This is a genomic window from Paenibacillus sp. FSL P2-0173, assembly GCF_038008045.1.
GTDB classification, from domain to species: Bacteria; Bacillota; Bacilli; order Paenibacillales; family Paenibacillaceae; genus Paenibacillus; species Paenibacillus polymyxa_B.
This window is the reverse complement of the sequence record NZ_JBBOYK010000002.1, coordinates 204,367-230,493: the sequence shown is the minus strand read 5'-3', so window position 1 is coordinate 230,493 and position 26,127 is coordinate 204,367. Positions and strand designations below refer to the sequence as shown.

The window sequence follows — 26,127 nt, the reverse complement described above, 5'->3', positions numbered from 1 at the left end:
AAAGTGGCCGCTGCTTGTAGGGCCACTTTTCATTATGTAAGGCAGACTAGGGAGGGCTTTCTATCAACGTATTATTTATTGGAGACATCGTCGGCAGTGTAGGCAGAAAGGCACTGAGGGAGAATCTCCCTTCGCTAAAATCAAAATACAACCCGCATGTTATTATTGTGAACGGAGAAAATGCGGCTTCGGGAAGAGGAATTACCCCAGCCATCGCCAGAGAGTTTTTTGATTGGGGCGTTCATGGGATTACGATGGGAAATCATACTTGGGACAATAAGGAAATATTTGATTTTATAGATGATGAGCCGCGGATCATCCGCCCGGCTAACTTTCCACCAGGAACACCAGGCCGGGGTTATACCGTTGTAAAAGGTGGAGGTAAGGAGCTGGCTATTGTTAATCTGCAAGGTAGAACTTTTTTGCCAGCTATTGACGATCCATTCCGTGCAGCAGATGAAATTGTCGATGAGCTGCGCAAAAAACATAAACATATCCTAGTTGATTTCCACGCCGAAGCAACCTCGGAAAAAATCGCTATGGGTTGGCATTTGGATGGACGTGCTTCAATCGTGGTAGGTACGCACACACATGTACAGAGCAATGACGATACGATTTTGCCACAAGGAACTGCGTATCAGACAGATGCGGGAATGGTAGGTCCTTATGAGGGAGTGCTTGGGATGCAGAAAGAGGCTGTGTTACAGAAATTCCAGACCCAGCTTCCAGTACGTTTTCAAGTGGACATGGGCAAATGGCATTTTCATGCCATCAGCGTAGAGCTGAATGATAACGATGGAAAAGCCCGCAAAATTCAGAAAATCAGACTCAAAGAAGATGAATGGCGGATGGATTAACCTTTTTGTGAGCTACTTAAGGAAAGAATAAGGAAAACTGTCACCAAAAAGCAGGAATTTTTTGCTGACCCTCGAATAACATCTAATAGTGGAATCAAACCATCATCATTCCCAGGGGAGGTACTTACTATGGATGTATTAAAAGTATCAGCAAAATCCAATCCCAATTCAGTTGCAGGCGCACTCGCAGGAGTACTGCGTGAACGCGGAAATGCAGAATTACAGGCGATTGGAGCGGGTGCACTAAACCAAGCCATTAAAGCGGTAGCCATTGCCCGGGGATTTGTCGCACCAAGCGGAGTGGATTTGATTTGTATTCCTGCTTTTACAGACATTGTTATTGATGGAGAAGATCGGACTGCGATCAAATTGATTGTAGAGCCAAGATAATAAATGTAAGTTGCCTGAGCCTGTTTACGATTTGTAAACGGGCTTTTTTGCTTTGTGAGTCTGTTACTATGATTTTTAAAATAAATTTGTGATGCTTCAATCTCTAAATGGAGGTAAGATGCATGAATGATAAGCTAAAAGTGAATTGGCCAGTTGTTGACTTTCATTGTGATGTGTTATGTAAAATGCAGCTCGATGCGCAGATCGATTTCAGTCATCCATCGCTTGATGTCACAAAAGAACGTTTGCTAGAAGGTAACGTGCGGTTGCAAACATTTGCTATATATATTTCTCAGGTATTGGGCACGCCAAGATTTGAGCATGTGATTCGTCAAATTGAGCTGTTCAGGCAGCATGTTACCTCTATCTCAGGTGGGTTGAGACCATTGCTGTGGAAGGAAGACTTGGTAATGTGTAAAAATACGTCCGCAGTGCATCAGGAGGAGCAAGTAAAGCAGGCAGGAAAAGAGAAGCGCATGGAAAAGATAACGTATGTGGATGGTAATGGGACGGATCATACATGGGCACCTTGGGCTTTGCTCTCACTGGAGGGGGTAGATGCGCTGGAAGGGAACCCGTTTTATGCAGAATTGTGCTATGCCATGGGAATACGATTGATTGGACTGACATGGAATTATGCGAACTGGGCAGCTGACGGCATTATGGAACATAGAGGTGGCGGGCTGAGTAGCAAGGGGCGCGATTTGGTCAATCGCTGTAATGACCTGGGACTGCTGCTAGATGTATCGCATTTGTCCGTACAGGGCTTCTGGGAGGTGCTAGAGGAGGCCACTCTACCGCCCATTGCTTCGCATTCGAATGCCTTTGCGAAGTGTGCTCACCCCCGTAATCTACGGGATGAACAGATTCGTGCACTGATCGCTCGTAACGGACGGATTGGTTTGACCTTCGTCACAATGTTTCTCAAAGAGCAGGGCATGGTAACTGCTGAGGATCTGCTACCACACATTGAGCATATTTGTTCATTAGGCGGCGAAAGGCATTTGATGTTTGGCTCTGATTTTGACGGTATCGAGCACCATGTGCAAGGGCTGGAGCACTCGGGGAAATATCCGATTTTTGCAGAACTGCTGCTGAAGCATTACCCTGAGGAGCTGGTCAAGGGATGGCTGGGAGGACATGCGCTGGAATACTTGCAAACGAATCTGCCTTCCAAAATTTCTTCTTAAATAGCTATTTATAGAGGGAATTTTTAGCTGCGAACACTCTTGACAAAGCGAGAAGGATTACGAAATAATTGGAGCATCTTAGAATTGCATGGTGCTAAAATAACATTTGCAGAAATACGGCAGACGTTGGAGCGAGACTGACGGGTCACCATGCTGCACCGCCATATCAGAGGGGGCTCCATTACATAATGTTGATAAAAAAGGTTACCTGGCTTGAGCTCTTTTATGACTTGTTGTTCGTAGCTGCTGTCTCCAAGGCCACTCATGTTTTGCTACATGTTGAGCATGGTAGTATCTCATGGGAACATATGGAAAAGTTTATTATGATTTTTATCCCAATATGGTGGGCTTGGGTGGGGCAAACGGTCTACAACAATCGTTTTGGGCAAGACAGTATAACACATCGAATTTTTATGATCCTGCAATTGTTTTTCGTGTTGATCATGACCGCCAGCCTGAATATAGATTTTGATGCGTATTATGTATCTTTTTTTGTTGGCTATATTGGGTTAAGAGGTTTGACTGTCGTTCAATATTTACTTTCGGCACCCAAAGAAACGGCTCATAAACAGGAAACAGCTCGTTTTTTCGGAATTTATTTTTGGATTGGAATAGTCATCTCTAGTTTCTCCCTCTTCTTTGATTCTTGGGTTCGATATTTGATTTTATATACAGGTATAGCTATTGATATCCTCGTTCCTTTGATTGGCCGTAAAAAGTTGGTGATCACACCTATCCATACGGAGCATCTTTTAGAACGCTTTGCACAGTTCACCTTAATTTTGCTTGGCGAATCTGTGATAAGTATGCTTTCTGTTTTACAATCCGATCATTTTACGGTTTCTTCTATTGTATTTGCTGCTTTGGCTTTTGTATTAGTCATCGCAATCTGGTGGCAATATTTTGAGAATATGGAGAAGCGCGTAGATAAATCAAAACAATCAGCAGGACAGACTATTATTTATGGTCATTTGTTTATTTATCTTTCCCTTAGCATGCTAGCTGCTTCGATTCAGCTCTTGTTTTTGGGACAAGTAGACTATATCTTTGTGCTTTGCTTTACCTTTGCTTCTGTTTTTATTTACTTTTTGTCGGTTTTGCTGGTATTTCATCAGTACAGATTAAGTCATCTGAAACCTCGTCTCAGAGTCATTTTTTTCTTAACTGGAATACTCTGTGTCCTGTTTATTCTTAATATATTTGTTGTCGTTCCCCCTCATCTCATCGTAGCTGAAATCATGCTTTTCTTTCTCTTGTTCGCTAAAACGACGGTTTGATCCGATTTCTATGGACGATATTTAACGCCGATTAGGGCGAAAAAGGGAACTTTATACGCTCTCCTTTTCTTTCTTGGCAAAATAGGAGTATAATAGCATAGATGTGTAAAGTATTGTATAGAGAAAAAGGAGTGACCACACGATGAGTAAAATCGTACCTGTCGGCGTTTCAGCCCGTCATATTCACCTGACTCAAGAGCATATTGAAATTTTGTTCGGAGCAGGCTATCAATTAACTGAATTTAAACCTTTGTCCCAAACAGGACAATTTGCCGCAAATGAAACGGTAGCTGTAATTGGTTCTAAGGGTCAATTTGATAAGGTTCGCATTTTGGGACCTGCTCGTCCCGCATCCCAATTGGAAATCTCTCGCACTGATTCCTTTGCTATTGGTGTAAAAGCACCTGTACGCGAATCTGGTAGCATTGATGGTACACCAGGAATCACGGTAAAAGGACCCGCTGGTGAAGTGGAACTGCAAGAAGGCGTGATTGTAGCAGCCCGCCATATTCATTTCCATACATCTGATGCAGCTAAATGGGACATTAAGGACAAGCAGTTGCTGAAAGTACGTGTCGGCGGCGAACGTGGCCTTGTATTTGAAAATGTTCTTGCACGTGTGTCCGATTCTTTTGCTTTGGATATGCACATTGATACAGATGAAGCGAACGGAGCCGGTGTGAAAAACGGTGACAACGCTGAAATCGTAGACTAATATACACGTATTTAAATGCCGGAAGGCTTAAAGAGTCCGATTCTTGCAAAAGAATCGGGCTTTTTACATACTATATAATTCACAAATACTTCACTAATGTACAAAAAGAACATGAGTTCACATTGCACTCAATGGTATCTGCGGCTGATCTATGGCGATGGCCTATAAATCATGCTATAATTTAGTGTAATGCCTTTTTTAAAGGTTTTTTAGAACTAAAATAAATTTACCAAGCCTAAAGATACAGTAAAATCACAAATTAGCTCGTGAAATAGATGGTGTAAGGAGTGACTAAGGAATGGAAAAGAAAACAAAAGATTACTCCAAATATTTTGATTTCTCGGATGCGAAGATTATTTCTGAAGATGAGCATAGCAAAAAGATCCGTATTCGCGGACGTGAAATCAACATTATGGCGGAGCCGAACCATAGAAAAGAAAAGCAACGCGGTAAAGAGGATGTACAGGTATTATATGATAACGCAGTCCCGGATGAGCTAAAGCATATCGGTGAGGGAAAGCATTATATCGTATACACATTCGGTTGCCAAATGAACGAGCATGATTCCGAAACCATAAAAGGCTTGCTGGAGCAAATGGGCTACCAGGCAACCGAGGATCGGAAGGAAGCAGACATCATTTTACTGAACACTTGTGCTATCCGTGAAAATGCGGAGGATAAAGTGTTTGGCGAGCTGGGTCACCTCAAGCATCTCAAAACAGAAAAGCCAGGACTGCTGCTCGGCGTGTGTGGCTGCATGTCACAAGAAGAGAATGTCGTTAACCGGATTATGCAAAAACACGGTTTTGTCGATATGATTTTTGGTACCCATAATATTCATCGTCTGCCTCAGCTCGTCAAGGAAGCACTCTTTAGCAAAGAAATGGTGGTCGAAGTGTGGTCTAAGGAAGGCGACATTATCGAAAACCTGCCGAAGAAGCGCGAGGGTATGCGGGCTTGGGTGAACATTATGTACGGTTGTGATAAATTTTGCACCTATTGCATTGTTCCCTTTACACGTGGTAAGGAAAGAAGCCGCCGTCCAGAGGATGTTATCGCTGAAGTACGGGATTTGGCACGTCAAGGCTTTAAAGAAATCACCTTACTGGGGCAAAATGTTAACGCTTATGGCAAGGATTTGAAAGATTTGAATTACAGATTCGGGGATCTGATGGATGATATGCGCAAAATTAATATCCCGCGTGTACGTTTTACGACATCACATCCACGTGATTTTGATGACCATTTGGTTGAAGTGCTTGGTAAGGGTGGCAATTTGGTGGAGCATATCCATCTGCCTGTTCAATCCGGTAATACGGATATATTGAAGAAAATGAACCGAAAATATACCCGTGAGCGTGTTCTGGAACTGGCTGCGAAGATTAAAACAGCTGTTCCGCATGTTTCTCTGACAACAGATATCATCGTAGGTTTCCCGGGCGAAACAGACGAGCAGTTTGAAGATACTCTATCTTTGGTGCGCGAGGTCGGCTATGACTTTGCCTACACATTTATTTATTCACCACGTGAAGGTACGCCAGCTGCTTCGATGGAAGATAATGTGCCTATGTCGGTTAAAAAAGAGCGTCTCCGGCGTCTGAACATTGCTGTGAACCAAAACAGCCTTCGCTTTAATAGTCGATTGCGTGGCGAAGTGGTTGAAGTGCTGGTGGAAGGCGAGAGCAAAAATGACAGCAAAGTGCTTGCCGGTCGGACCCGTTCCAATAAGCTTGTACATTTTGAGGGTTCTAAGGACCTGATTGGTTCCTTTGTTCAAGTGAAAATTACGGAACCTATGACCTTTTACATCAAAGGTGATCTGGTTGAAACGGCTGTAGCAGTTAACGGATAAAAGAATATTCTAGCGGGTTGCATGCGGTCTGAGTAAAGGGCTGTGTGCAAGCCGTCTAAGTGAGAAAAGGAGCGATGGACAATGACAGAGGAGCGGTTGCAACAAACAGAACTTCAATCGGCGGCGCGCCAGCATGATCATTTGGTCAATCGCGAAATGATATTGGCAAAAGCCAAAGAATTGGCAGGTATTTTGGGTAGCAGTGAGGAAGTACAGGTATTCCGAAAAGCAGAAGAAAAGATTCAGGATCATGGGCGCATCCAGCAACTGATTGCAACGATGAAAAAGAAGCAAAAGGAAATTGTAGCATTTGAATCCTTGAAGAATCAAAAAATGATTGCCAAAATAGAGGCCGAACTTCAGGAGCTACAGGAAGAGCTTGACGGTATTCCAATTGTTACGGAGTTTCAGCAGAGTCAGGTGGAAATTAATGAGCTACTGCAAATGGTGATTATGGCGATCCGTGATACCGTTGCTGAGAAGGTAAACGTAGAAGAGGGAAAAAGCACTTCCTCGTCGAATTGCAGTGATTAGAATGAAATCTATGGTGTGGAGGCGTAGCTTCCACGCCTTTTTTTCGAAAGCATTTTGCCAACGTATATGGTTATAGGACTTCAAGAGAAATGGGACAACATAGAAGGGATGGAAGCAAGGGAATGGATAAGTTGGGTAAGATGCTAGAGGGAGAGAATAATACTTTTTGGGAGTATTTAGGGTGTGAACTGATTGCAGCTGATGCAAACGAGGTACAGATCGCTTTGGAGGCCAAACAAGAGCATACCAATGTGATGGGTATTGTCCATGGGGGTGTACTTACTTCATTGATGGATCAGGCGATGGGGATGGTCAGTATGGCTTCACGAAATATGGATCCATGTGTAACGACGAACCTGAATGTTCATTTCTTGTCACCCATGAGGCAAGGACGACTGGAGGTTAGGGCGCGAATTCTTCATCAAGGAGGTCGCACGATAACCACTGAGGCGGAAGTAAGAGATAGTGAAGGCACACTCGGTTCTACATCTACAGCAACCTTCCGAGTATTACGTACACAAGCAAGTGATTCAGGCAAGGCCTGACACTTGACAAAAAAATTTAGTATGTCATAATGAATTTATCAAAACGATATAATATGGTGATGCCAATGGATAGCAATCGTATAAACGAAGAGGCGCAAAAGGCGTCGTACAACATTAAGAAATACCGTACCCCGGATGGAGCTCCGGCGGATATCGTTATGTTTACCTTAACGAAGCGGGAGCGTAAGACGGTAACAAAGACATTGCCGATTCGTGAGCTGAAAGTGATGCTCATCAAGCGCCGCAGTTGGCCTTTTGCAGGACGCTGGGCGTTGCCTGGAGGGTTTTGTCAGGAAGATGAATCCATGTATGGAGCTGCCAAGCGGGAGCTGTTAGAGGAAACGGGTGTGGACGGCGGGCATCTGGAGTATTTGGGTGTATATAGTGGACCGGGACGTGATCCGCGCGGGTGGATCATATCGCATGCGTTTTTTGCGCTGGTAGAAGAATGGATGTTGGAACAGCGTCAGGCGGCCGATGATGCTTCCGAGGTCGGGCTATTCACCATCCGCGAAGCGTTGGAGGAATTGGAGCTGGCATTCGATCACCGGGATATCATTGTAGATGCTTATCGCAAAATTCAGTTGCAGATGCTTCAGACGACGATAGCCAAGCAGTTTTTACCGCTACATTTTACACTGGGTGAATTATATCAGGTGATTCAGAGTGTCGTACCGGATTTCGAAGAGCCAAACTTTATTCGTAAAATAACATCGACTCGTAGCAGGCAGGGAATACTGGAAGAGGTGCGTGATGAGAATGGCAAACCGCTCAGTTCCAACCAGTATTCACAAAGACCGGCACAGTTGTACCGTTTTAGTGACAGAGTACCGCGTTTATCTATCTACACGTAACGCCTAATGTAATAGGTTACGCATAGAACGTACAATATCACTTTGAGGATAAGGAGCTGACCGTACGATGCAGGCACTAATTGTTATTGATTACACGAAAGATTTTGTGGACGGTAGTTTGCCTGTAGGACAACCTGCGATTGAGTTGGATGAACGGATCGCAGCAATTACGCAGGCATATGTGGATCAAGGGGACTTTGTTGTCATGGCTGTGGATTTGCATGAGGAGAACGACCTTTATCATCCGGAGAGCAAGCTGTTTCCTCCACATAATATACGTGGAACCAACGGACGACATTTGTATGGCAAGCTTCGTAGCCTTTATGAGCAACAAAGTGATCTTATCTACTGGTTGGATAAAACACGGTACAGTGCTTTTGCGGGCACAGATCTGGAGCTCAGGCTGCGTGAACGTGGTGTTCTGGAAGTTCATCTAATTGGTGTGTGTACAGATATATGTGTGCTGCATACGGCTGTAGATGCTTATAACAAAGGTTTTGCTATTACTGTATACAAGGACGCTGTGGCGAGCTTTAATCAAGCTGGACATGATTGGGCTTTGGGTCATTTTGAGGGAAGTCTTGGAGCCGCGGTACGGTCGGCTGAGGATACGGTTTTACGTCAGAAGAAGTAAAATAACTTAACGATTGTGCACCAATGTCCGATAACAAAATGGAGCCGGATATTGCTGAATCTGGGCAGATGAGGCGGTACGCTGCCACAAACCTGGGGACAGTCAGAGAGGATGATTACGATGCAGTCAACGAGCCTCGCATTACATACAGATAAATATCAGATTAATATGATGTACGCCCATTGGGTGAACGGAAGTCATCAGCGTAAAGCTGTGTTCGAGGCGTATTTCCGTAAACTCCCTTTTGGTAATGGATACGCCGTGTTCGCTGGTCTGGAACGCATTGTGAATTATATTGCAAATTTGCGGTTTACAGAAGAGGACATTCGCTATCTGTCTGAACAGGAGGAGAATTACGATCCCATGTTCATGGAGGCGCTGCGCCAGTTTAAGTTTGGTGGAACAGTCCATTCGATGAAAGAAGGGGCACTTGTTTTTCCAAACGAGCCTCTGGTACGTGTCGAAGGAACGATTATGGAAACGCAGCTTGTCGAGACGGCATTACTGAATTTTATGAACTATCAGACACTCATTGCGACAAAGGCATCGCGCATCAAGCAGGTGGCAAGTGACGATACACTGCTCGAATTTGGAACACGGCGTGCGCAGGAAGCAGATGCGGCGATTTGGGGAGCACGAGCAGCTTATGTGGCAGGTTTTGACGCGACTTCTAATATGCTGGCAGGCGAGCACTTTGGAATCCCGACGAAGGGAACACATGCCCATTCATGGGTGCAGACCTTTATGACGGAGCAGGAGGCGTTTGACGTGTATGCGAAGGTTTTACCAGACCAGGTTACACTGTTGGTAGACACCTTTGACACGCTGGAAAGTGGTGTTCCTCATGCGATTCGGACAGCAAAAATGCTGGAGAGTCAGGGCAAGCGTATGAATGCAATCCGTCTGGATAGCGGTGACTTGGCTTATCTATCCATTCAGGCGCGGGAAATGCTCGATGCTGAAGGCTTAGATTACGTACAAATCGTAGCTTCCAATGATTTGGACGAAAATACGATTTTTAACCTGAAAGCCCAAGGGGCACGTATTGATGTATGGGGTGTAGGAACACAGCTTATTACGGCTTCAGATCAACCTTCGCTTGGCGGGGTGTACAAGCTGGTTGAGCGTGAAGTGGATGGCGAAATGTTGCCGACGATTAAGATCTCGGGTAACCCAGAAAAAGTATCCACACCAGGCAAGAAGGATGTATATCGCATTGTGGATAAGAAAAAAGGGAGAGCTGTGGCCGATTATATTTCTTTCCCGGATGAAGAGCGTCCGCGTAATGGTAAGCGCCTGAAGCTGTTTAACCCTTTGCATCCGTATATGAAGAAGTATGTAGAAAATTATGAAGCCGTACCAATGCTTGAGCCTATTTTTATAAATGGACAGAAGGTATATGAGCTTCCTGAGCTGGATGAAATTCGTGCCTACCATACTTCACAGTTGAAACTGTTTTGGCCAGAATATTTGCGGAAGCTGAACCCTGAAATTTATCGTGTAAATCTGAGCGAGAAGGTATGGGAGCTGAAGCAAAAGCTGATCGATAGCTATATGCAGCCCGAAGTTGAAGAAAAAGAATAGTTGGAAGAGGCACCTCATGAATATATGGGGTGCCTTTTTGTGTCGCGGCATGTAGGAAATAGGAGCTTATTTATAAATTTCTCTCATCACATGTCGTAGCTCAGGGACAATAATGCGTTCCATTGCCAAACGAACGGCTCCACGTGAGCCAGGCATAGAAAATACAGCTGTCTGGCCCACAGTGCCAGCTACAGCCCGGCTTAAGATAGCTGCTGAACCAATGTCCTCAGCAAAGCTTAAATAACGGAAGATTTCTCCAAAGCCAGGTAGTTCCTTATCCAGTAGAGAGGAGACGGCTTCATATGTAGTATCACGTGGAGAAATACCGGTACCGCCTGTCAAAAGTACAGCCTCGATTTCATCCTGTGCCGCTGCTTCGGATACTAACTGCTGAATACCTTCGTAGTCATCTTTGACGATGACATATCGAACAACCTTATATCCATTGGTTTCTAGTAGATCCATGAGCAGTCGTCCCCCAGTATCTGTTTCCACGGTGCGGGTGTCCGAGACAGTCACGACCATGCAATTAACCTGTTGCGGGGATTCCTGTCGATGCTCCTCTACAGAAGACATATTCATTGAAATGCTCACTCCTTGATCGGTGGTTAGACATACACTTTTTACAATAGAGCAATGACTGAGTGTATGCAAGTCAGAAACAGGGGCTAAAAATCCATGTGATTAATATCCTTGCACTTGCACACTGGAATATAGTACACTTCCTTACATAAGTCGGGATTACTTTGTTTTTATTTTATTGAAAGCGCGCACATCAAATGATTAATCTCAAGGGTCAGCGGGTAATAGTACAGCAGGGTCAACAACTGGGAGGTAATGTAATATGAATCATTCATACCAACAATGCGTGGATGCTTGCCTGGAATGTATGAACGCTTGCAATGTATGTTACGTAGCGAGTTTGAAGGAATATGATTTAGCTATGCTGCGTGAATGTATTCGAGTGAGTAGGGAATGTGCAGAAATATGCGGATTTGCTGCTCAAATGCTGCAGCGTGGAACGGATTTTGCCGAGCAAATCTGTGAGCTGTGCGCCAAGGCCTGTGAGGTATGTGCTGCTGAATGCAGCAAGCATTCCCATGATCATTGCAAGCATTGTGCCGAAGCCTGCCGTCGTTGCGTTCAGGCGTGCCGCCAATTGGTGGCAGTGTAATTACATATATGGAACTAGTGCCTGAAGAGGAAATAATAGGTTGCTTTCTACTGAATAGGTTTGTATAATGATTGGAATTAACGTCATGGAACGGGAGAGTAGCAGCGGAGCCGTATCATTACAGCGAGCCGGAAGAGGTGAAAGCCGGTATGAGGTCCGATGTGAAGCGCACCCGGGAGACGGTTGATCCAACGAGCAGAATTTCTAGTAGATCAGCTCGGCAGACACCGTTATTAGTCATTGGAGTGAAATCGCGATTTGTGTAAGTTAGCTTTAGCTGCACAACCGATTTACGAAGAGTGGTACCGCGGGGATATTGAAGTTCTCGTCTCTTGAATTATTTCAAGAGGCGGGGGCTTTTTTTGTTAGATTCTATAAAAAGAAGGAGAGAGATCATGTTGATGAGGATTGCTGCTCAAGCGATATTGGCCCATACGGGCTTGGAGGAGAAAGAAATTTTATCTTTATTTGAGGTGCCTCCGCAGCCTGAATGGGGAGATGTGGCGTTTCCCTGTTTTGTGCTGGCCAAAAAGTTTCGAAAGTCTCCACAGCACATTGCACTGGAATTGGCGGAGCTAGTGAATCATGAAGAAGGTTTAACTGCTTCAGCATCGGGTGCCTATGTAAATATAACATTGGATCGATCTGTTCATATTCCACTTATGCTTGCTGAATTGAGCAAGGCCGATTTCCTCAGGCCCAATATCGGGCACGGACAGCGGGTAGTTATTGATATGTCCTCGCCCAATATTGCCAAACCGTTTGGTATCGGTCATCTTCGCTCTACTGTTATCGGTGCTGCCTTGTATCGTATTCTTGGTGAAACCGGATATGTTCCAATTAGTGTGAATCATCTTGGGGATTGGGGAACACAGTTTGGCAAGCAAATTGCGGCCTATAAAAGATGGGGAAATGAGGAGCAGCTACAACATGATCCGATTGGTGAATCGCTGAAGCTATATGTTCGTTTTCATCAGGAGGCCGAGCATAATCCGACTTTGGAGGATGAAGGCCGCGAGTGGTTCCGACGTTTGGAGCATGGGGATGCTGAGGCTCAACAACTATGGGAGTTTTTTGTTGAAGTTAGTCTGGGTGAATTTGATCGTATGTACCAGCGTCTGAACATTACATTTGACCATGTGCTGGGAGAAAGTTTTTACAATGATAAGATGCAGGCAGTTGTTGCTCAATTAAGAGCAAAAGGATTGCTGGAGGAAAGTGATGGTGCGCTCGTGGTTCGTCTGGAAGACGAGGAACTGCCTCCATGTCTTATTCTAAAAAAGGATGGGACCACCATTTATCCGACACGTGATCTGGCAACAGCGATTTATCGTCATGAAGTGATGAAGGCTGATCGGTTGCTGTACGTCGTTGGTGGAGAACAGAAGTTGCATTTTCAGCAGGTGTTTGCGGTGCTGAAGCATGCAGGGGAGGCTTGGGCGGAGCAATGTGAGCATGTGCCGTTTGAATTAATGCGGTTTGCGGGTAAGAAAATGTCCACAAGACGCGGAAAAGTTGTCAAACTGGAGGAGGTGCTGGATGAAGCTATAGCGCGTGCTCAAGCCATCATTACTCAGAAGAACCCCGATTTGCAGGAACAACAGGCAGTAGCTGAGGACGTTGGTATCGGGGCGATTATTTTTGGTGATTTAAAAAACAACCGGCTGAATGAAGTGGATTTTTCGTTGGAGGAGGCGTTGACCTTTGAAGGCGAGACCGGGCCTTATGTGCAGTATACTCATGCGCGCATACGCAGCCTTCTGGAGAAAGCTCACGCTCGCGTCGATGTTGATAATACCAATTCTAGCGACAACGCCCTTGTCCAAGATAGCCATTCTCGTGATTTGAATGACGTATCGGATGGAATGTTGGGTGACACAGGTTGGGCGCTGCTTAAGCAGTTGGATCGCTATCACGGACAACTGATACGTGCGGTTCGCCAACTGGAGCCTTCGGTAATTGCGAGATTTGCATTGGATACGGCCCAGGCGTTTAACCGTTTTTACGCCAAGGAAAGGATTGTCGATGGTGGACAGTGGCGTATTCAGTTGGCGGAACAAACTGCCGATATTCTGGCATGCGCGCTGCAACTTCTTGGTCTGAAAGCACCGAATCGGATGTAAGCAAAGCGAACAAAGGGGAGCGAGTTTTTGCTGGCGGGATGACTGCTACCCAGACCTGGATCTTCCAAAGGAATACTGTAAAAAAATAAATCGGTTACAGGCACTTTTGGGTATGTATAAAGATTGTGAGCAGAAAAGAGTTAGACGGGTACACTAAACGCAGGTATTCCACTGTTTTGCAACCAATTTGTGCATATTTGAAACATTTGATGCTTTTATTGCGTCGGTAAGTGTAGAAGCAAAGTAAACATGGAGGTGTATCTCATGAAAAAGAACAAAAGCGTGACAGCTGCCCTGCTTGTCATCTGCTCATTGGCAGTAGCTACGTCGGCCTCTGCTTTTCGTGATATAAAGGGAGCTGAACAGGAGAAGATCGTAAACTCACTTCAGGACAAAGGAATTATTCAAGGAATAACCAAGGATAAATTTGCACCGGATCAAACGCTCACGTATGCACAAGGAGTACACTTGGTTGTTCGTGCAATGGATCTTCAGGTAATGCCTGATTTCACAACGGGTTCCTTTGCAAACATTCCGGCTTCTGCATGGTATGCCCAGTCCTATCGGATTGCAGCCCAACACCAAATCCCTTTGTCACCAGATATTGATCCAAGCACCCGTATGACAAGAGAACAATTTGCGAATATTCTGTATAAAGCAGTGAGTGCAACGGGTGAATATCCAACTGTCCGTATGTTAATTAATGTAGCGGATGGCAAAAAACTAGACCAGGAATCAAATGCAGCCGTTCAATTCCTGCTATTGACCAAAATTGCAAAATTGGACGAACAGAGCAACTTTAACCCGGATCGTAAAGTAACGCGGATGGAGGCAGCAGAAATGGTCTATAACGCATCCGAATTTGTACAAAGTCATAAAACGGTTGAAGCTACTCCTGAAAATCCGGCTGAGCCTGTAGATCCGGTTCAACAAAATAACATTAGTATGAGTATAGAAAAGGCAAATGACGAGCAGAACAAAGTGACAATCACCCGTCTGCAGGCACCTAATCCAGGTTACGGCATTGAAGTGGATCACATCGACTACGTAGATGATACGAATGCAGTAATTTACTACAAGCTGACTAGTCCAAAGCCAGGGGAAATGAATATTCAGGTCATTACGGATACCCACACAAGCACATTGGTAGACAGCAAGTATAAGGTTACGCTTAAAGCAGTAGATGGAACAGTGCTTCCGCCCACAGGAACAGGCACGTCTGTAGCTAAATAAAATTACGAGCCCTATGTTATAGATATAAATAAAACCAGCGAGCCTCCAATTTGTAGGGGAGACTTGCTGGTTTTTTTCATACCAAATGTTAATCGTTAGCCCTAAGCAATAGGGCTATTCAAGCTTTAAATGCTGACTTTGCTTGCAAGTAGGTCATCTTGCGCAGCATGTGCAGAGGATGAAGCCGAATCTGTTGCAACTGTTCCCGACTGGAGCTGATACATTTGGAAGTAACGACCGCCTTGAGCCATAAGTTCGTCATGGCTGCCCCGTTCAACAATTTCACCCCGATGAAGCACCAAAATTTGGTCCGCACTGCGAATGGTGGACAAACGGTGAGCAATGATAAAGGTCGTACGTCCCTTCTTGAGTACCTCAAGAGCGGATTGGATGAGCGCTTCCGTTTCGGTGTCAATATTGGCAGTAGCTTCATCCAGAATTAAAATTGCGGGATCAAAGGCTAGTGCACGAGCGAAGGAAATAAGCTGGCGTTGCCCGGCTGATAAAGTGCTACCTTTTTCAATAACAGGCTCATCGAATCCTTGCGGCAAATGGGCCAGCAATTTGTCGGCTCCAACGTCATGCAGCGCTTTATTCACCTGTTCTCTCGTGATTCGGCTGTCTTCGAGACTGACATTAGAGGCTACCGTACCTGTAAACAAATATGGATCTTGAAGAACAATACCCATATGATGGCGAAGCCATTGCTTAGGGATGTCTTTGACAGATGTTCCGTCAATGGTGATCGTTCCTTTTTGCGGATCATAGAACCGGAATAGCAGGTTAATAATCGAACTTTTGCCTGATCCGGTATGTCCGACAAGGGCAACTGTTTGCCCGGGCTGTGCAGTAAAGGAAATATGTTTAAGTACATCATCCTTTTTGTAGGCAAAGGAAACGTCGTTAAACTCTACCTGGCCTTTGTAGCGTGGCATCGTGCCGTCCGTCACCGGCTCTCCAGTTTCGTCCATCAACTCAAATACGCGTCCTGAGGATACGATGGAAGTATCCAGTACGGCGAGTTGGTTGACCATACCCGTCATAGGTTGGAACAGTCGACCCAGCACATCGACGAAGGCATACAATACGCCTAGTGAAACAGCACTACCTGTAGTTCCGAGCGCCTCAGATCCGAAATACCACAACACGACGGCAAAGGCGAGATTTCTCAACACGTTGACTAAATTGTGCGAGGTGAAGGCGTTCAAATTCAGCATTTTATTCTGATGCTTCATATAATCATCATTCAGTTCTTCAAACTCTTGCTGCGTTTGTTTCTGGTGGCGGAATACGCGAATGATGGACATCCCTTGAATCGATTCATTGATAATCGCATTAATTTCACTGAGTCTGGACCGAATGATCGTATTATAGCGGGTGGCGACCTTGCGATACAATACAATCCACAAGATCAGTAACGGTACAATAAACAGAGAGATAAGACCCAGTCTGAAGTCCAGTAAAAAGAGTGCAACATATACTCCTGCCATCGTTACAATCCCTGAAGTGAAATTTGAGAGCACAGCCACAAACAAATCTTTGACTGCCTCAGTGTCATTCGTAACACGGGATACGACTTTGCCTGCGGGCAAGTTATCAAAAAAGTAAACTGGCAACCGCTGGATGTGCGCGTAGAGATCAAGCCGAAGCTTTTGAATGACCTTGTTCGCCGAGGATTGCAGCCAGTATGTTTTGCCGAATTCAGCAAAAATGGAAATAATCAGGAAGAAGCAATACCAGCCAATCAGCTGAAAGATACCGGGCATTTCCGGTTTGTAAAAGCTATACAGTTCATCAGCTGTCAGAGCCTTAGCTTCATAGCGAAAGGTGTCGGAGCCGCGTGTCACAGTCAGCGTTCCGTTCGTAAAGGAGCGGTTACCGTCAGCCACTTTAACCGAGCCATCGATAAATACGAAAGAGTTCCCAACTTGTAAAATCCTCGCTTCGCGACCTTTGGTCTCCCCGGACTCAAAGCGATCTTCACGCTTAAAGTGGGTTCCAGCATAGCTTACAGTTCCGTCCACACTAGTTGTTTCATAAAATGGTTTTTCAATAGCGAGCATATGGTCGTCAATCATCGTTTTGGCGATGAAGGGACCAGCGAGCTCGGCGGCTACTCCGATAGCCAAAGCGATGAGAGCGGCAATAAAGCCTGCTTTGCTCGTCAGCGCGTACTGGAATAGCCTTTTGCCGATATTAGGTTTCATTAGGATACCTCCCCTGAGGTCAGATCAGATTCCACTTGTTGCCGTTCATACTGTTGTCGGTACCATCCGTCAGCCTGAAGCAGCTCGCTGTGGGTCCCTTCCTCAATAATGCGTCCTTGCTCCAGCACGACGATCCGGTCTGCATGTTCTACAGCAGAGAGGCGGTGGGTGGAGATCAAGGTTGTTTTACCCGAGCGCTTACGTCGGATATTGTCAATAATCCTTGCTTCCGTCCGGGCATCTACTGCAGATAGTGCATCGTCGAGCAATAGAATATCCGGATCACCGATAAAGGCGCGTGCCAGCGAAACACGCTGCTTCTGGCCGCCGGACAGGGCGATACCTTTTTCTCCGACCAGTGTATCCAGCCCATCAGACAAGGTACCTAAATCCTGGTCGAAGGCAGCTGTACGGATAGCTTCCATAATGTCGTCATCATCTGCACGAGGTTTCCCGAACTGAATGTTCTCGCGCACCGATTTAGAAAACAAAATTTGCTCTTGCGGCACGTAGCCGATCCAGCTGTGTAGTTGTTCTACTGCAATGTCCTCCAAACGTATGCCGGAGATTAAAATATCACCGCTACCCGTCGGATATTCATGCAGTAGCTGTTTGAGCAGAGTGGATTTCCCGCTGCCGGTTCTACCAACGACGCCTAGCGTTTCTCCGCGTTTGAGCTCCAGACTCACATGTGACAGATTGTCAATAGTAGAAGTAGGGTAACGGAAGGTAACGTCTTTCATCCTGATGGATTCGAGGCGGTCCACTGGAACAGGTTGAGCTGCATCCTGAACGTCTGGCTGGACATCGAGAGTTTCATTGACCCGGTCCAGGGAAGCGCTACCGCGCTGCATAATGTTAATCAGCTCTCCAATGGCAAACATCGGCCAAATCATCATTCCTAGATACATATTAAAGGAGACCAATTCGCCTAGCGTGATATCGTTATGAAATACCAGATAAATACCATAACCGAGTCCAATGACATAGCTAAGTCCTACACATAAACGAATCGTTGGTTCAAAGAGAGCATCCATCCGAGCGACAGCCAGATTTTTACGAAATACATCGTCGGTAATATCAGCAAAACGCTTTTCGTCCATTCGCTCTTGCACATAGGCGCGAATGACTCGGATGCCTGCTACGGATTCCAACACCTGATCGTTCATATCACCAAATGCATCTTGTGCCAGTGTGTAACGCTCGTGAACGGCTTTACCGTAAATGCTCATAGCCAGTGCAATAAAAGGTAGGGGCAGGATAGCTGCCAGTGTCAACTTCCAACTGATTAGGGTACCCATGGCAACTAATACAACGCTCAGATAGACCGTAGAGTCTGTCAGTGTCAGCATGCCGAAGCCCGCTGTACTTGCTACGGAGCGAAGGTCGTTCGTAGCACGAGCCATCAGATCACCAGTACGATTACGTTCAAAAAATGGAGGGGTCATCCGCAGTAGATGATTCATAAAGCGTGTGCGCAGTAAGCGCTCCACCAGATTGGCACCACCAAACAGCTTGTGCATCCATATGTACGTAATGTAGTAGATGACGGCTAGAATGCCTATGATGTACAAAATATAACGCCAAAGTGAGGACCAGGAAATCGAACCGCGCACAATCTCATCAATGGCACTACCTAGTAGCCGAGGTGGAGCAAGCTCCAGCACACCAACGGCTATCAGCAAAAACAATCCAATGGAGTATCGGCTTCGTTCTCTTTTAAAAAACCAGCTTAAATTTTTAAGTACCGAAAACAAGAGGAATCCCATCCTTTCATGACAAGTTCTTTCGAGAGTTGTGTACCATTTTGAAGAAACAACAGCGACTTGCTACCACAAATATGATCCGGCAACAGGCGCAAAAAAGGCATACCGTCCGCAGACGATATGCCCTAAATCTCAATATCATATGGCGCGCAGGTATTTTCAGCACACTCACCACTGAAAAACTGCTCAAACGCAGGCAGCCACTCGTATTAAACCATACAACGTGAATGGCCCAATTCTGAAGGATGCGACAGGGGAGATGCTCCGGTATGAAGTTGTTGTGTTTGTAGATGTGGGTAAAATGCAATAGGAAATTTTAGCACCGGTAACACTCCTTTCTTCCTCAAAATGGGTTCATTCTAACATGAGTAATCGTTCGAATTGGTAATAAATTTCAAAATGGATCTCGTATGGTTGAATCTTAACACCCTTTTTTGCGAATTGTCAAACCTTTTTCAAAAAAATGTATATGACTTGTCCAAGAACCTCGCTGGGTTGGGACGGTTGGTGGTCATTCTAAAAGATGCTATGATATAGTTGGCAGACGTCATTGTACAAGGAGATGAGCATAACGTATGAGCATACAGGTAACTGAACCTGCGGCACAGTGGTACATTAAGGAGCTTAGTTTGAATCGTGGAGATTCGATCCGTTTTTTTGTTCGCTATAGCTCTGGCGGCGGGTTGCATCCAGGCTTTTCTCTGGGAATTGCCGTAGAGCCTCCGCAGCACCCCGTATTACAGCATGAAGCGGCTGGCATTACGTTTTATATGGAGGACCAGGATTACTGGTATCTGAAGGGCCATCATCTGGAAGTTAAGTATTTGGAGGAACATGATGACATTATTTACACCTATGTTGAGGATGGACAAGCTTAGCGCTCTACTGTCAATCATAGCGTGCAAATAGTTGTTCTTGGACAAGAAAAGCGGTGGAGTATCGTGTTACAGGAGATGAACCTGTACATGATGCTCCGCCGCTTTTTTGTGGTTAAGGCGGGTATGTCGTATGTTAAGGGTTGTTAAGTATCGGGCCATCGAGTGCAAAATCAAAATCATCAATGTCGTACACATGTACAGGTACGGAAGCTTCGATAATGCGGTGGATCCAGTCCAATTGATCCGTCAGAATAGGTAATGATTCACGTTGAGCTGTCAACACTAGTTCAGTCTCAATTGGATCAAAATATTCTCCGTAATGCGCAGTATCAACAGCATTAATGATAATGAGTGATGTATTGGCATCGAATAGAATAGGCAAGCTCTTGGCCCAAGGCATCTGAAGGGCACGCCGAATTTTTTTCTGATTCAACGGTTCCTCAAAATAACTGATCAACTCGCTTACCTTCCGCTTCACATGTTGATCGTCCATAGGATTATCCATGAGCGGCTCTGTGCTATCCTGGAATTCGTATAGCTCTAGCAGTGATGTGTAAGGCACTATATATTCCACAGGGGCGGGAGATGTAAGTAGTTGGCCGTATATAGCCACCATTACAGCTTCCGTTACAAATTGTCGAGACATCGGTCAAGCCTCCTGCATTTACCAAATTATGCGATATGAGTATACCACAAAGCGGGACTGAATTCAGCCCGACATGCAGATTGCTATCATTTATTCCTATATTTGTTGTACGAATTTAGCTGCGGCCGATTAACAAGGAAAGCAATCCGGCAGCAATCAGAGGTCCAACAGGAACTCCTTTAAAGAAGGCAACGCCAATGACGGTCCCGATCAGTAAACCTGTCACAATAATGGGCTGTCCAGACATCAAAGTTACTCCGCGGCCGCCAAGATAGGCTACCAAAATTCCGATACCAATCGCGAGCAGTGATTTCCAGTGCAGGAAAGACTCCATCACCTGATTGATACTGATTTTACCGCTGGCTAGCGGGGTCATGACCCCAATCGTCAAAATAATAATTCCGATTGTCAGGCCATACCTTTCAAGCCAGGGGAAAGCAGAATGAAAGCTGGTTACCCGCAGCAGCAGTAATACAACCATGGCAATAGTCACGGTAGAGTTGCCACTAACAATCCCAAGACCAGCCAATACCAGTAAGATAAGTGAGCTGTAATCCATACAGATGTTCTCCTTCGTTTATTTAGCTTTGGATATGTTCGGCGATTTGTCGCCCGTGCCAGCGGCCTGTTTCAATAAACACTTCATTGGCATTGCTGCCTGAAGCGATGACCCCAGCGACATATATACCTGGGATGTTCGTTTCCATCGTGGCAGGATTAAATTCTGGTTTGTCCAGATCCTCAGCCATGTGGACGCCAACAGACTCCAGTAGTTTTCGCTCCGGGTGAAATCCAGTCAGTGCCAGTACAAAATCATTTTCGAGCCGGAATGCTTCAGTGTCCAGCGGAGTGACTACGACATGGTCTGGATGAATTTCGGTAATACGTGCGCCTAAGTGCAGCGTGATCTTCCCTTTTTGTACCATACTGTCAAACAGTGGACGAACCCACGGCTTGATGTATTGGGACAACTCGCTTCGACGATATACCATATCAATCGTAGCTCCGACCCGCACCAATTCCATTGCAGCATCTACCGCAGAGTTACTGCCACCGATGACTGCGACCCGGGTTCCTGTATAGGGATGGGCTTCGCTGAAATAGTGCGTGACTTTATCCAATTGTTCCCCAGGAATGCCCAAATAGTTCGGATGATCAAAATATCCTGTAGCCACAACGACATAGCGTGACGAATACGTTTTGGTTATTTCCCCTTTGCTCAGGGTATGTACGGTAAATGTACCGTCATCCTGGCGATGAATGGACTGGGCCTCCTCATAATGCTGAATGTTCAAGTTATAATGAGTGGCTACCTTACGATAGTACGCCAGTGCTTCATGACGAAAAGGTTTATCATTAGGGGTGCTGAATGGAACATCACCGATTTCCAGTAGTTCGGCGGTGCTAAAAAACTGCATGTTGGTCGGATACAGAAAAATGGAGTGAACGATGTTGCTTTTTTCAATAATGACAGTTTGCAAACCTCTGCGGCTGCATTCGATTGCAGCGGATAGTCCGCAGGGTCCACCACCGATAATGATTACGTCGTACATTTGGATGAACCTCCAGTTGTATTGGTTTATTACGCCAGTTTTGTAGGGTTAACATTATTTTGACGATTAAAAACGGATCTCAGGATTGAAGCAAATAGCTCAGTATGTGAGAAGTTTTCAAATAATAATCCTACCGCAATGCGAACACAATATCCAGCCGTTTTCAGAAAGTGATGATGGAAGGTGAAGATTGACAGCTACTTTTAGTAAACATATAATTAGATATATATCTATTTTATGTGATTGAATTCGCTTGCATAGCAAGTATGTACTAGTGAAAAGAGGTGCAATAACGATGCAACTGGATAAAATGGTCAATTATCATAAAGCACTTGCTGATCCAACGCGTATGCGAATATTACTTCTTTTGTCCCGTGGGGAGATGCATGGCCAAGCTTTGGCGAAAAAGCTGAATTTGTCTCAGCCGACTGTTACACATCATGCTTCCAAACTCCGTGAGGCTGGGCTGATTAAGGAACGACGTGATAAAAACACGGTGTATTTTACACTGAATCCAGAGCTGATCCGGCAGCATGCCGAGGCGACGGTGCGATTTATTTTCGAAAAAGGAGAGGGGGAGGAAGAGATGTCAGAGTTGAATGAAACGCTGGAGGCGTCGGTCTTACGCAATTTTTTTTCCAAGGACGGCAAGTTGCGCCAAATCCCTGCGCAGTATAAGAAAAAATTAATCGTCCTTCAGATGCTGGCAGAAAAGCTGGAGCCAGGCCGCATGTATCCTGAACGTGAATTAAACGAGTGGATCAAGCAATACCATGAGGATTTTGCAACGATTCGGCGTGAGCTGATTATGCATCAGTTTATGTACAGGGAACGGGAAATGTACGAATTGAACCCGCGTGAGATGTGGACGCGCTGGGATCAAGTACACTAAACGAAACTTGACAAAGATTTCAAAAAAGTTTCGTGGGCAGCCTTGACAGACAATTGATGGACTTGTATGATAAAGGAAATTTTAGGAGGAGGCGATGTTATATGCGTACGAACATGAATGGATGGGTTCAGCAGCAGAATGACTTGTCTCCCGCACGGACGATGCACGGTTAAAGACTGTATAGATCTATAGTCTTGGCTTAGCAGTTGGTTGGCAGTAGAACCAACGAAATCCGCAGGGAGTGATTCCCTGCGGATTTTTTATGGTTAGGCATCTTGTTATCCAGTTGCTGGTTCTGGGGAGTGGTCTGTGAAGACTGCTTGCTTAAGTGAACGAACGGATCACATCGGCCTGAATCGTATACCCTCCGCAGGGAAACCCCTGCGGATTTTTTGCGTTGTTTGCATGCGGGGAGAAAAATGTATACCGATCGATCGAATAACACTACGATCAAAAAAATAATAATGATTTCAGGAGGAAAACAATGAGTATACATGAATACGGTTGGTCTGATTACTGGAACGGTTTTTGGGACCAATGGAAGCAAAGCTTTGAGGAACGCGCAGGAAATACACAGGTACGTCCTGCCCGCTTGATTGCCGATTATGGACAAAAGGTGAAGCTTATCACAATGGATGGAGAACGCTGGGGAGCGGCTTCAGGTAAGCTACGACATGCTATTGTCGATCCGGCGGAAATGCCTGCTGTAGGGGACTGGCTAGCAATCACTACGCCAGATGAAGTGTCGGATGCAGTCATCCATGCCGTCTTGCCACGGAAAAGTCGAATATCTAGACAGGCCGCGGGCTTTGAGACGAAGGAGCAGCTAATCGCTACCAATGTGGATACGTTGTTCCTTGTTAATGCGCTGAATCATGATTTTAATATGCGCAGACTGGAACGGTATTTAATTATGGCTTGGAACAGCGGGGTAAACCCGGTTGTCGTTTTGAGTAAGAGTGATCTTTGTGAAGATGTCGAACAACGGGTTGCTGAAGCGGAGGGAGTTGCCCCTGGTGTACCTGTTATCGTTATTTCTGCTTTGCAGAACGAAGGCAGAGAGCAACTGGAGGCGTTTCTTCAACCTGGCTGTACAGTTGCTTTGACAGGCTCTTCCGGTAGTGGAAAATCCACGATAGTAAACTGGCTCTCCGGATCTGAAGTTCAACTGACACAGGATGTGAGGGAGGAAGACAGTCGAGGCAGGCACACCACCACTCACCGACAGCTTTTTCCCATCGCAAAGCAAGCCGTTTTGCTAGATACACCTGGTATGCGCGAGTTAAATCTGTGGGATGATTCCATGGGTGTCGCTCATACCTTTACGGATATTATGGAAACGGCGCAGCAGTGCCGTTTTGCAGATTGCAAGCATAAGGGCGAAGCTGGATGTGCAGTGGAGGAAGCTATAGAGAGAGGGGAATTGTCGGAATCCAGAGTGAACAATTATCGCAAAATGCAGCGGGAACTGGAATATCAGGCGCGTAAGGAGGCAGACCGGCGCAGGAAAGATAGCCGTTCAAGCACAACCCCGGGTCGTAGGGATCAGCGAAGCGGCTGGCGACGTGATGTGGAGTGGTAAGCCGAACTGCAGTGAAGCATCAAATGTAAAAATATAAGAAAATCTATGTTGTAGTCGGCATATGGTATAAAGGGGTGAATATATGCCGAACTACAGCATTGTGGTGGATTTATCGGATCGTCGTTTATATTTGAAAGATGGAGATCAGATTGTTCTTAGTTATCCAGTCGGTATTGGCAAGCTGGCTACACAGACACCGCATGGGCAATTTACGATTATTAACAAACAGCCCAATCCCGGCGGCCCTTTCGGAGCGTTCTGGATGGGGCTGTCCAAGCCGCATTATGGCATTCACGGCACCAATGAGCCATGGTCCATTGGCAAGATGGTGTCACATGGCTGCATTCGAATGCAGAATAAGGATGTGCTTGAGCTTCAGGAAAAGGTAAGTATAGGCACGCCAGTCACGATACAGCCGTAGCGGCTAGACGATACTAGATTCTGTATCTACTCAGACGTGGATACCGCGTCATAGGCTGTATCTGTGAAGTATATTTCATGGCGAACGGCCGTAACTTTAAGTTAGATGCTGCGTTTAGTTACGATTTGGGTTGGATAGGGATACGGGCTTCAATCTGTTTGGAGCCCTCTTTGTCGTCTGCGGATTTGACTAACGGTCCCGAAAGACGTTCTCCTTGTGTACCGTATGCCTGTTTGGCGTTGGTCCACATATCTTCGTTTGGTTCGAAACTTATGACTATGGTGTAGCGGTTGGCAAGGCTCGGCTTTTTGACCCTCATGCTGAAGGAGCCGTCAGGCATAACTTTGGTTTGATCATCGTAGCCAAACTGCCATCGTCCCGGAAAATCAATCGTGAGTTTGACGTCCGACCCTTCCAGCAAATTGCTGCGCGCATATACATGATAATAGTTACCTTCTTGCTTCACATCAGGCTTAATCCACACTTGAGGACTACCGTAGTCCTTAGGTTTGTTCCAGACGGGCTTAACTAAAGGGGTATTGCGTTCTTGTTCAGGATCAAATTCAGCCCCAATCCGAACTTCATGCAGAAGCTGTTTGTTTTCTTCGTATTGATATACATAAGGACCTTCCAACTTGTTGCCACCGCTGCCATACAGATTTCGTATTTCATTGTCTTGGTCATCCGGACGGAACAGAACAGTCAGATCCATACTGCCCTGTATTCCAGGGCGTTGCACTCGGAGTACAAAACTTCCGTCCTTTTGAATAGTGGTCTCATCCGTGTACCCAGTTAACAGGGAGTTTTTGACCGCAAGATTCCCTTTGATCCGTGCTCCGGCTGGGAGGTTGGAATGTCCTGTAACTTTCACGGTATTTTTATCAATGCTAACGCCACCTGATATTTCGACATAGCTGCTGCCTTGCTGATGAACAGGTGTATGATTGGCAGCTCTTTCATCAAGGGATGATGCGCCTTGGTTGGGATTACCCGTTACGGTGTAGGCACGTGCTTCAGCTTCATGTTGGGCCATACTCCGGGTTGAAGCTTTTTCCCTGCTGCATGCAGCCAGCATCGTTAGGATTAAGAATGCACATAAAAGGTTCCAGCCTATTTTAGTAATCATGTGTTTACTCATGGTTTCTGCTCGCTCCTTGTCCATAGCTTCCAGGCTTAACGTGATAAAATTTTCGAAACTTTATGTATTTACCCTAATTAAA

The 26,127-nt window shown here is 45.6% G+C and carries 26 protein-coding genes and 1 other annotated feature; of the genes, 19 read left to right on the top strand and 7 right to left on the bottom strand.

Annotation, left to right across the window (positions count from 1 at the left end):
- Nucleotides 1-62: 62 nt before the first annotated feature.
- The 11 genes from MKX30_RS11255 to MKX30_RS11205 all read left to right on the top strand — a co-directional run bounded on the left by MKX30_RS11255 (nt 63) and on the right by MKX30_RS11205 (nt 10,432).
- Complete coding sequence (locus MKX30_RS11255; protein WP_013309959.1) at nt 63-857, top strand: TIGR00282 family metallophosphoesterase; 795 nt, start codon at nt 63-65, stop codon at nt 855-857.
- Between the two features lie 129 nt (nt 858-986).
- Nucleotides 987-1,247: a stage V sporulation protein S gene (locus MKX30_RS11250; protein WP_007430104.1), complete on the top strand. Its 261-nt coding sequence runs from the start codon at nt 987-989 to the stop codon at nt 1,245-1,247.
- A 122-nt stretch (nt 1,248-1,369) separates the two neighbouring features.
- Nucleotides 1,370-2,437, top strand: a complete 1,068-nt coding sequence (locus MKX30_RS11245; protein WP_053325273.1) for a dipeptidase — start codon at nt 1,370-1,372, stop codon at nt 2,435-2,437.
- A gap of 188 nt (nt 2,438-2,625) precedes the next feature.
- Nucleotides 2,626-3,714, top strand: coding sequence for a low temperature requirement protein A (locus MKX30_RS11240; RefSeq protein ID WP_028542700.1), 1,089 nt, complete (start codon nt 2,626-2,628; stop codon nt 3,712-3,714).
- Nucleotides 3,715-3,856: 142 nt separating this feature from the next.
- A complete protein-coding gene (gene pduL / locus MKX30_RS11235; RefSeq protein ID WP_023988243.1) occupies nt 3,857-4,429 on the top strand; it encodes a phosphate propanoyltransferase in 573 nt (190 codons plus the stop codon).
- A gap of 298 nt (nt 4,430-4,727) precedes the next feature.
- Nucleotides 4,728-6,281, top strand: a complete 1,554-nt coding sequence (gene miaB / locus MKX30_RS11230; RefSeq protein WP_023988244.1) for a tRNA (N6-isopentenyl adenosine(37)-C2)-methylthiotransferase MiaB — start codon at nt 4,728-4,730, stop codon at nt 6,279-6,281.
- Nucleotides 6,282-6,362: 81 nt separating this feature from the next.
- Complete coding sequence (locus MKX30_RS11225; RefSeq protein ID WP_023988245.1) at nt 6,363-6,815, top strand: RicAFT regulatory complex protein RicA family protein; 453 nt, start codon at nt 6,363-6,365, stop codon at nt 6,813-6,815.
- A 122-nt stretch (nt 6,816-6,937) separates the two neighbouring features.
- A complete protein-coding gene (locus tag MKX30_RS11220; RefSeq protein ID WP_023988246.1) occupies nt 6,938-7,360 on the top strand; it encodes a PaaI family thioesterase in 423 nt (140 codons plus the stop codon).
- A 65-nt stretch (nt 7,361-7,425) separates the two neighbouring features.
- The gene (locus MKX30_RS11215) at nt 7,426-8,214 is read left to right on the top strand and encodes an NUDIX domain-containing protein (RefSeq protein ID WP_023988247.1); all 789 of its coding nucleotides are present in this window, start codon (nt 7,426-7,428) and stop codon (nt 8,212-8,214) included.
- A gap of 67 nt (nt 8,215-8,281) precedes the next feature.
- Nucleotides 8,282-8,848: a cysteine hydrolase family protein gene (locus MKX30_RS11210; protein WP_023988248.1), complete on the top strand. Its 567-nt coding sequence runs from the start codon at nt 8,282-8,284 to the stop codon at nt 8,846-8,848.
- Between the two features lie 120 nt (nt 8,849-8,968).
- Nucleotides 8,969-10,432, top strand: a complete 1,464-nt coding sequence (locus MKX30_RS11205) for a nicotinate phosphoribosyltransferase (protein WP_028542698.1) — start codon at nt 8,969-8,971, stop codon at nt 10,430-10,432.
- Nucleotides 10,433-10,498: 66 nt separating this feature from the next.
- Here the strand turns inward: MKX30_RS11205 and MKX30_RS11200 are convergent, their stop codons facing one another.
- Nucleotides 10,499-11,014: a MogA/MoaB family molybdenum cofactor biosynthesis protein gene (locus MKX30_RS11200; protein WP_023988250.1), complete on the bottom strand. Its 516-nt coding sequence runs from the start codon at nt 11,012-11,014 to the stop codon at nt 10,499-10,501.
- Nucleotides 11,015-11,276: 262 nt separating this feature from the next.
- Between MKX30_RS11200 and MKX30_RS11195 the strand changes: the two genes are divergently transcribed.
- The 3 genes from MKX30_RS11195 (at nt 11,277) to MKX30_RS11185 (ending at nt 14,962) form a co-directional block, all read left to right on the top strand.
- Complete coding sequence (locus MKX30_RS11195; RefSeq protein ID WP_023988251.1) at nt 11,277-11,606, top strand: four-helix bundle copper-binding protein; 330 nt, start codon at nt 11,277-11,279, stop codon at nt 11,604-11,606.
- A 77-nt stretch (nt 11,607-11,683) separates the two neighbouring features.
- Nucleotides 11,684-11,942, top strand: a binding site (T-box leader).
- A 59-nt stretch (nt 11,943-12,001) separates the two neighbouring features.
- On the top strand, nt 12,002-13,729 hold the full coding sequence (gene argS / locus MKX30_RS11190; RefSeq protein ID WP_341062834.1) for an arginine--tRNA ligase: 1,728 nt from the start codon (nt 12,002-12,004) through the stop codon (nt 13,727-13,729).
- A gap of 264 nt (nt 13,730-13,993) precedes the next feature.
- On the top strand, nt 13,994-14,962 hold the full coding sequence (locus MKX30_RS11185; protein WP_053325275.1) for an S-layer homology domain-containing protein: 969 nt from the start codon (nt 13,994-13,996) through the stop codon (nt 14,960-14,962).
- Between the two features lie 125 nt (nt 14,963-15,087).
- Here the strand turns inward: MKX30_RS11185 and MKX30_RS11180 are convergent, their stop codons facing one another.
- Both MKX30_RS11180 and MKX30_RS11175 read right to left on the bottom strand, forming a co-directional pair.
- Nucleotides 15,088-17,169, bottom strand: a complete 2,082-nt coding sequence (locus MKX30_RS11180) for an ABC transporter ATP-binding protein (protein ID WP_339201902.1) — start codon at nt 17,167-17,169, stop codon at nt 15,088-15,090.
- Nucleotides 17,169-18,926 carry an ABC transporter ATP-binding protein gene (locus MKX30_RS11175; RefSeq protein ID WP_023988255.1) on the bottom strand — a complete coding sequence of 586 codons (1,758 nt, stop codon included), beginning with the start codon at nt 18,924-18,926 and terminating at the stop codon, nt 17,169-17,171. The genes MKX30_RS11180 and MKX30_RS11175 overlap by 1 nt, the downstream gene beginning before the upstream one ends.
- A gap of 50 nt (nt 18,927-18,976) precedes the next feature.
- Between MKX30_RS11175 and MKX30_RS11170 the strand changes: the two genes are divergently transcribed.
- Nucleotides 18,977-19,162, top strand: coding sequence for a hypothetical protein (locus MKX30_RS11170; protein ID WP_226887697.1), 186 nt, complete (start codon nt 18,977-18,979; stop codon nt 19,160-19,162).
- A gap of 348 nt (nt 19,163-19,510) precedes the next feature.
- Nucleotides 19,511-19,813 carry a HesB/YadR/YfhF family protein gene (locus tag MKX30_RS11165; protein ID WP_013309976.1) on the top strand — a complete coding sequence of 101 codons (303 nt, stop codon included), beginning with the start codon at nt 19,511-19,513 and terminating at the stop codon, nt 19,811-19,813.
- Between the two features lie 133 nt (nt 19,814-19,946).
- Here the strand turns inward: MKX30_RS11165 and MKX30_RS11160 are convergent, their stop codons facing one another.
- From MKX30_RS11160 to MKX30_RS11150, 3 genes are all read right to left on the bottom strand, one after another.
- Complete coding sequence (locus MKX30_RS11160; protein WP_023988256.1) at nt 19,947-20,459, bottom strand: hypothetical protein; 513 nt, start codon at nt 20,457-20,459, stop codon at nt 19,947-19,949.
- Between the two features lie 115 nt (nt 20,460-20,574).
- Entirely contained in the window at nt 20,575-21,018 is a 444-nt protein-coding gene (locus MKX30_RS11155; RefSeq protein WP_013309978.1) for a DUF441 domain-containing protein, read from the bottom strand.
- A gap of 22 nt (nt 21,019-21,040) precedes the next feature.
- Complete coding sequence (locus tag MKX30_RS11150) at nt 21,041-22,012, bottom strand: YpdA family putative bacillithiol disulfide reductase (protein WP_023988257.1); 972 nt, start codon at nt 22,010-22,012, stop codon at nt 21,041-21,043.
- A 295-nt stretch (nt 22,013-22,307) separates the two neighbouring features.
- Here MKX30_RS11150 and MKX30_RS11145 point away from each other — a divergent pair, with 295 nt between their 5' ends.
- The 3 genes from MKX30_RS11145 (at nt 22,308) to MKX30_RS11135 (ending at nt 24,907) form a co-directional block, all read left to right on the top strand.
- Nucleotides 22,308-22,904, top strand: a complete 597-nt coding sequence (locus MKX30_RS11145) for a DUF2087 domain-containing protein (protein WP_068940675.1) — start codon at nt 22,308-22,310, stop codon at nt 22,902-22,904.
- Between the two features lie 484 nt (nt 22,905-23,388).
- Nucleotides 23,389-24,486 (top strand): ribosome small subunit-dependent GTPase A, encoded by a 1,098-nt coding sequence (gene rsgA / locus MKX30_RS11140; protein ID WP_025719067.1) that lies wholly within the window; start codon nt 23,389-23,391, stop codon nt 24,484-24,486.
- Nucleotides 24,487-24,568: 82 nt separating this feature from the next.
- On the top strand, nt 24,569-24,907 hold the full coding sequence (locus MKX30_RS11135; protein WP_023988260.1) for a L,D-transpeptidase: 339 nt from the start codon (nt 24,569-24,571) through the stop codon (nt 24,905-24,907).
- Nucleotides 24,908-25,025: 118 nt separating this feature from the next.
- Here the strand turns inward: MKX30_RS11135 and MKX30_RS11130 are convergent, their stop codons facing one another.
- Nucleotides 25,026-26,045, bottom strand: coding sequence for a hypothetical protein (locus MKX30_RS11130; RefSeq protein WP_023988261.1), 1,020 nt, complete (start codon nt 26,043-26,045; stop codon nt 25,026-25,028).
- Between the last annotated feature and the right edge of the window lie 82 nt (nt 26,046-26,127).

What these genes read in the sequence shown, in the direction of transcription:
- MKX30_RS11250 (WP_007430104.1), top strand. Translation starts at nt 987, where the DNA reads ATGGATGTATTAAAAGTATCAGCAAAATCCAATCCCAATTCAGTTGCA.
- MKX30_RS11245 (WP_053325273.1), top strand. Translation starts at nt 1,370, where the DNA reads ATGAATGATAAGCTAAAAGTGAATTGGCCAGTTGTTGACTTTCATTGT.
- MKX30_RS11240 (WP_028542700.1), top strand. Translation starts at nt 2,626, where the DNA reads ATGTTGATAAAAAAGGTTACCTGGCTTGAGCTCTTTTATGACTTGTTG.
- pduL (WP_023988243.1), top strand. Translation starts at nt 3,857, where the DNA reads ATGAGTAAAATCGTACCTGTCGGCGTTTCAGCCCGTCATATTCACCTG.
- miaB (WP_023988244.1), top strand. Translation starts at nt 4,728, where the DNA reads ATGGAAAAGAAAACAAAAGATTACTCCAAATATTTTGATTTCTCGGAT.
- MKX30_RS11225 (WP_023988245.1), top strand. Translation starts at nt 6,363, where the DNA reads ATGACAGAGGAGCGGTTGCAACAAACAGAACTTCAATCGGCGGCGCGC.
- MKX30_RS11220 (WP_023988246.1), top strand. Translation starts at nt 6,938, where the DNA reads ATGGATAAGTTGGGTAAGATGCTAGAGGGAGAGAATAATACTTTTTGG.
- MKX30_RS11215 (WP_023988247.1), top strand. Translation starts at nt 7,426, where the DNA reads ATGGATAGCAATCGTATAAACGAAGAGGCGCAAAAGGCGTCGTACAAC.
- MKX30_RS11210 (WP_023988248.1), top strand. Translation starts at nt 8,282, where the DNA reads ATGCAGGCACTAATTGTTATTGATTACACGAAAGATTTTGTGGACGGT.
- MKX30_RS11205 (WP_028542698.1), top strand. Translation starts at nt 8,969, where the DNA reads ATGCAGTCAACGAGCCTCGCATTACATACAGATAAATATCAGATTAAT.
- MKX30_RS11200 (WP_023988250.1), bottom strand. Translation starts at nt 11,014, where the DNA reads ATGAATATGTCTTCTGTAGAGGAGCATCGACAGGAATCCCCGCAACAG.
- MKX30_RS11195 (WP_023988251.1), top strand. Translation starts at nt 11,277, where the DNA reads ATGAATCATTCATACCAACAATGCGTGGATGCTTGCCTGGAATGTATG.
- argS (WP_341062834.1), top strand. Translation starts at nt 12,002, where the DNA reads ATGTTGATGAGGATTGCTGCTCAAGCGATATTGGCCCATACGGGCTTG.
- MKX30_RS11185 (WP_053325275.1), top strand. Translation starts at nt 13,994, where the DNA reads ATGAAAAAGAACAAAAGCGTGACAGCTGCCCTGCTTGTCATCTGCTCA.
- MKX30_RS11180 (WP_339201902.1), bottom strand. Translation starts at nt 17,169, where the DNA reads ATGAAACCTAATATCGGCAAAAGGCTATTCCAGTACGCGCTGACGAGC.
- MKX30_RS11165 (WP_013309976.1), top strand. Translation starts at nt 19,511, where the DNA reads ATGAGCATACAGGTAACTGAACCTGCGGCACAGTGGTACATTAAGGAG.
- MKX30_RS11160 (WP_023988256.1), bottom strand. Translation starts at nt 20,459, where the DNA reads ATGTCTCGACAATTTGTAACGGAAGCTGTAATGGTGGCTATATACGGC.
- MKX30_RS11155 (WP_013309978.1), bottom strand. Translation starts at nt 21,018, where the DNA reads ATGGATTACAGCTCACTTATCTTACTGGTATTGGCTGGTCTTGGGATT.
- MKX30_RS11150 (WP_023988257.1), bottom strand. Translation starts at nt 22,012, where the DNA reads ATGTACGACGTAATCATTATCGGTGGTGGACCCTGCGGACTATCCGCT.
- MKX30_RS11145 (WP_068940675.1), top strand. Translation starts at nt 22,308, where the DNA reads ATGCAACTGGATAAAATGGTCAATTATCATAAAGCACTTGCTGATCCA.
- rsgA (WP_025719067.1), top strand. Translation starts at nt 23,389, where the DNA reads ATGAGTATACATGAATACGGTTGGTCTGATTACTGGAACGGTTTTTGG.
- MKX30_RS11135 (WP_023988260.1), top strand. Translation starts at nt 24,569, where the DNA reads ATGCCGAACTACAGCATTGTGGTGGATTTATCGGATCGTCGTTTATAT.
- MKX30_RS11130 (WP_023988261.1), bottom strand. Translation starts at nt 26,045, where the DNA reads ATGAGTAAACACATGATTACTAAAATAGGCTGGAACCTTTTATGTGCA.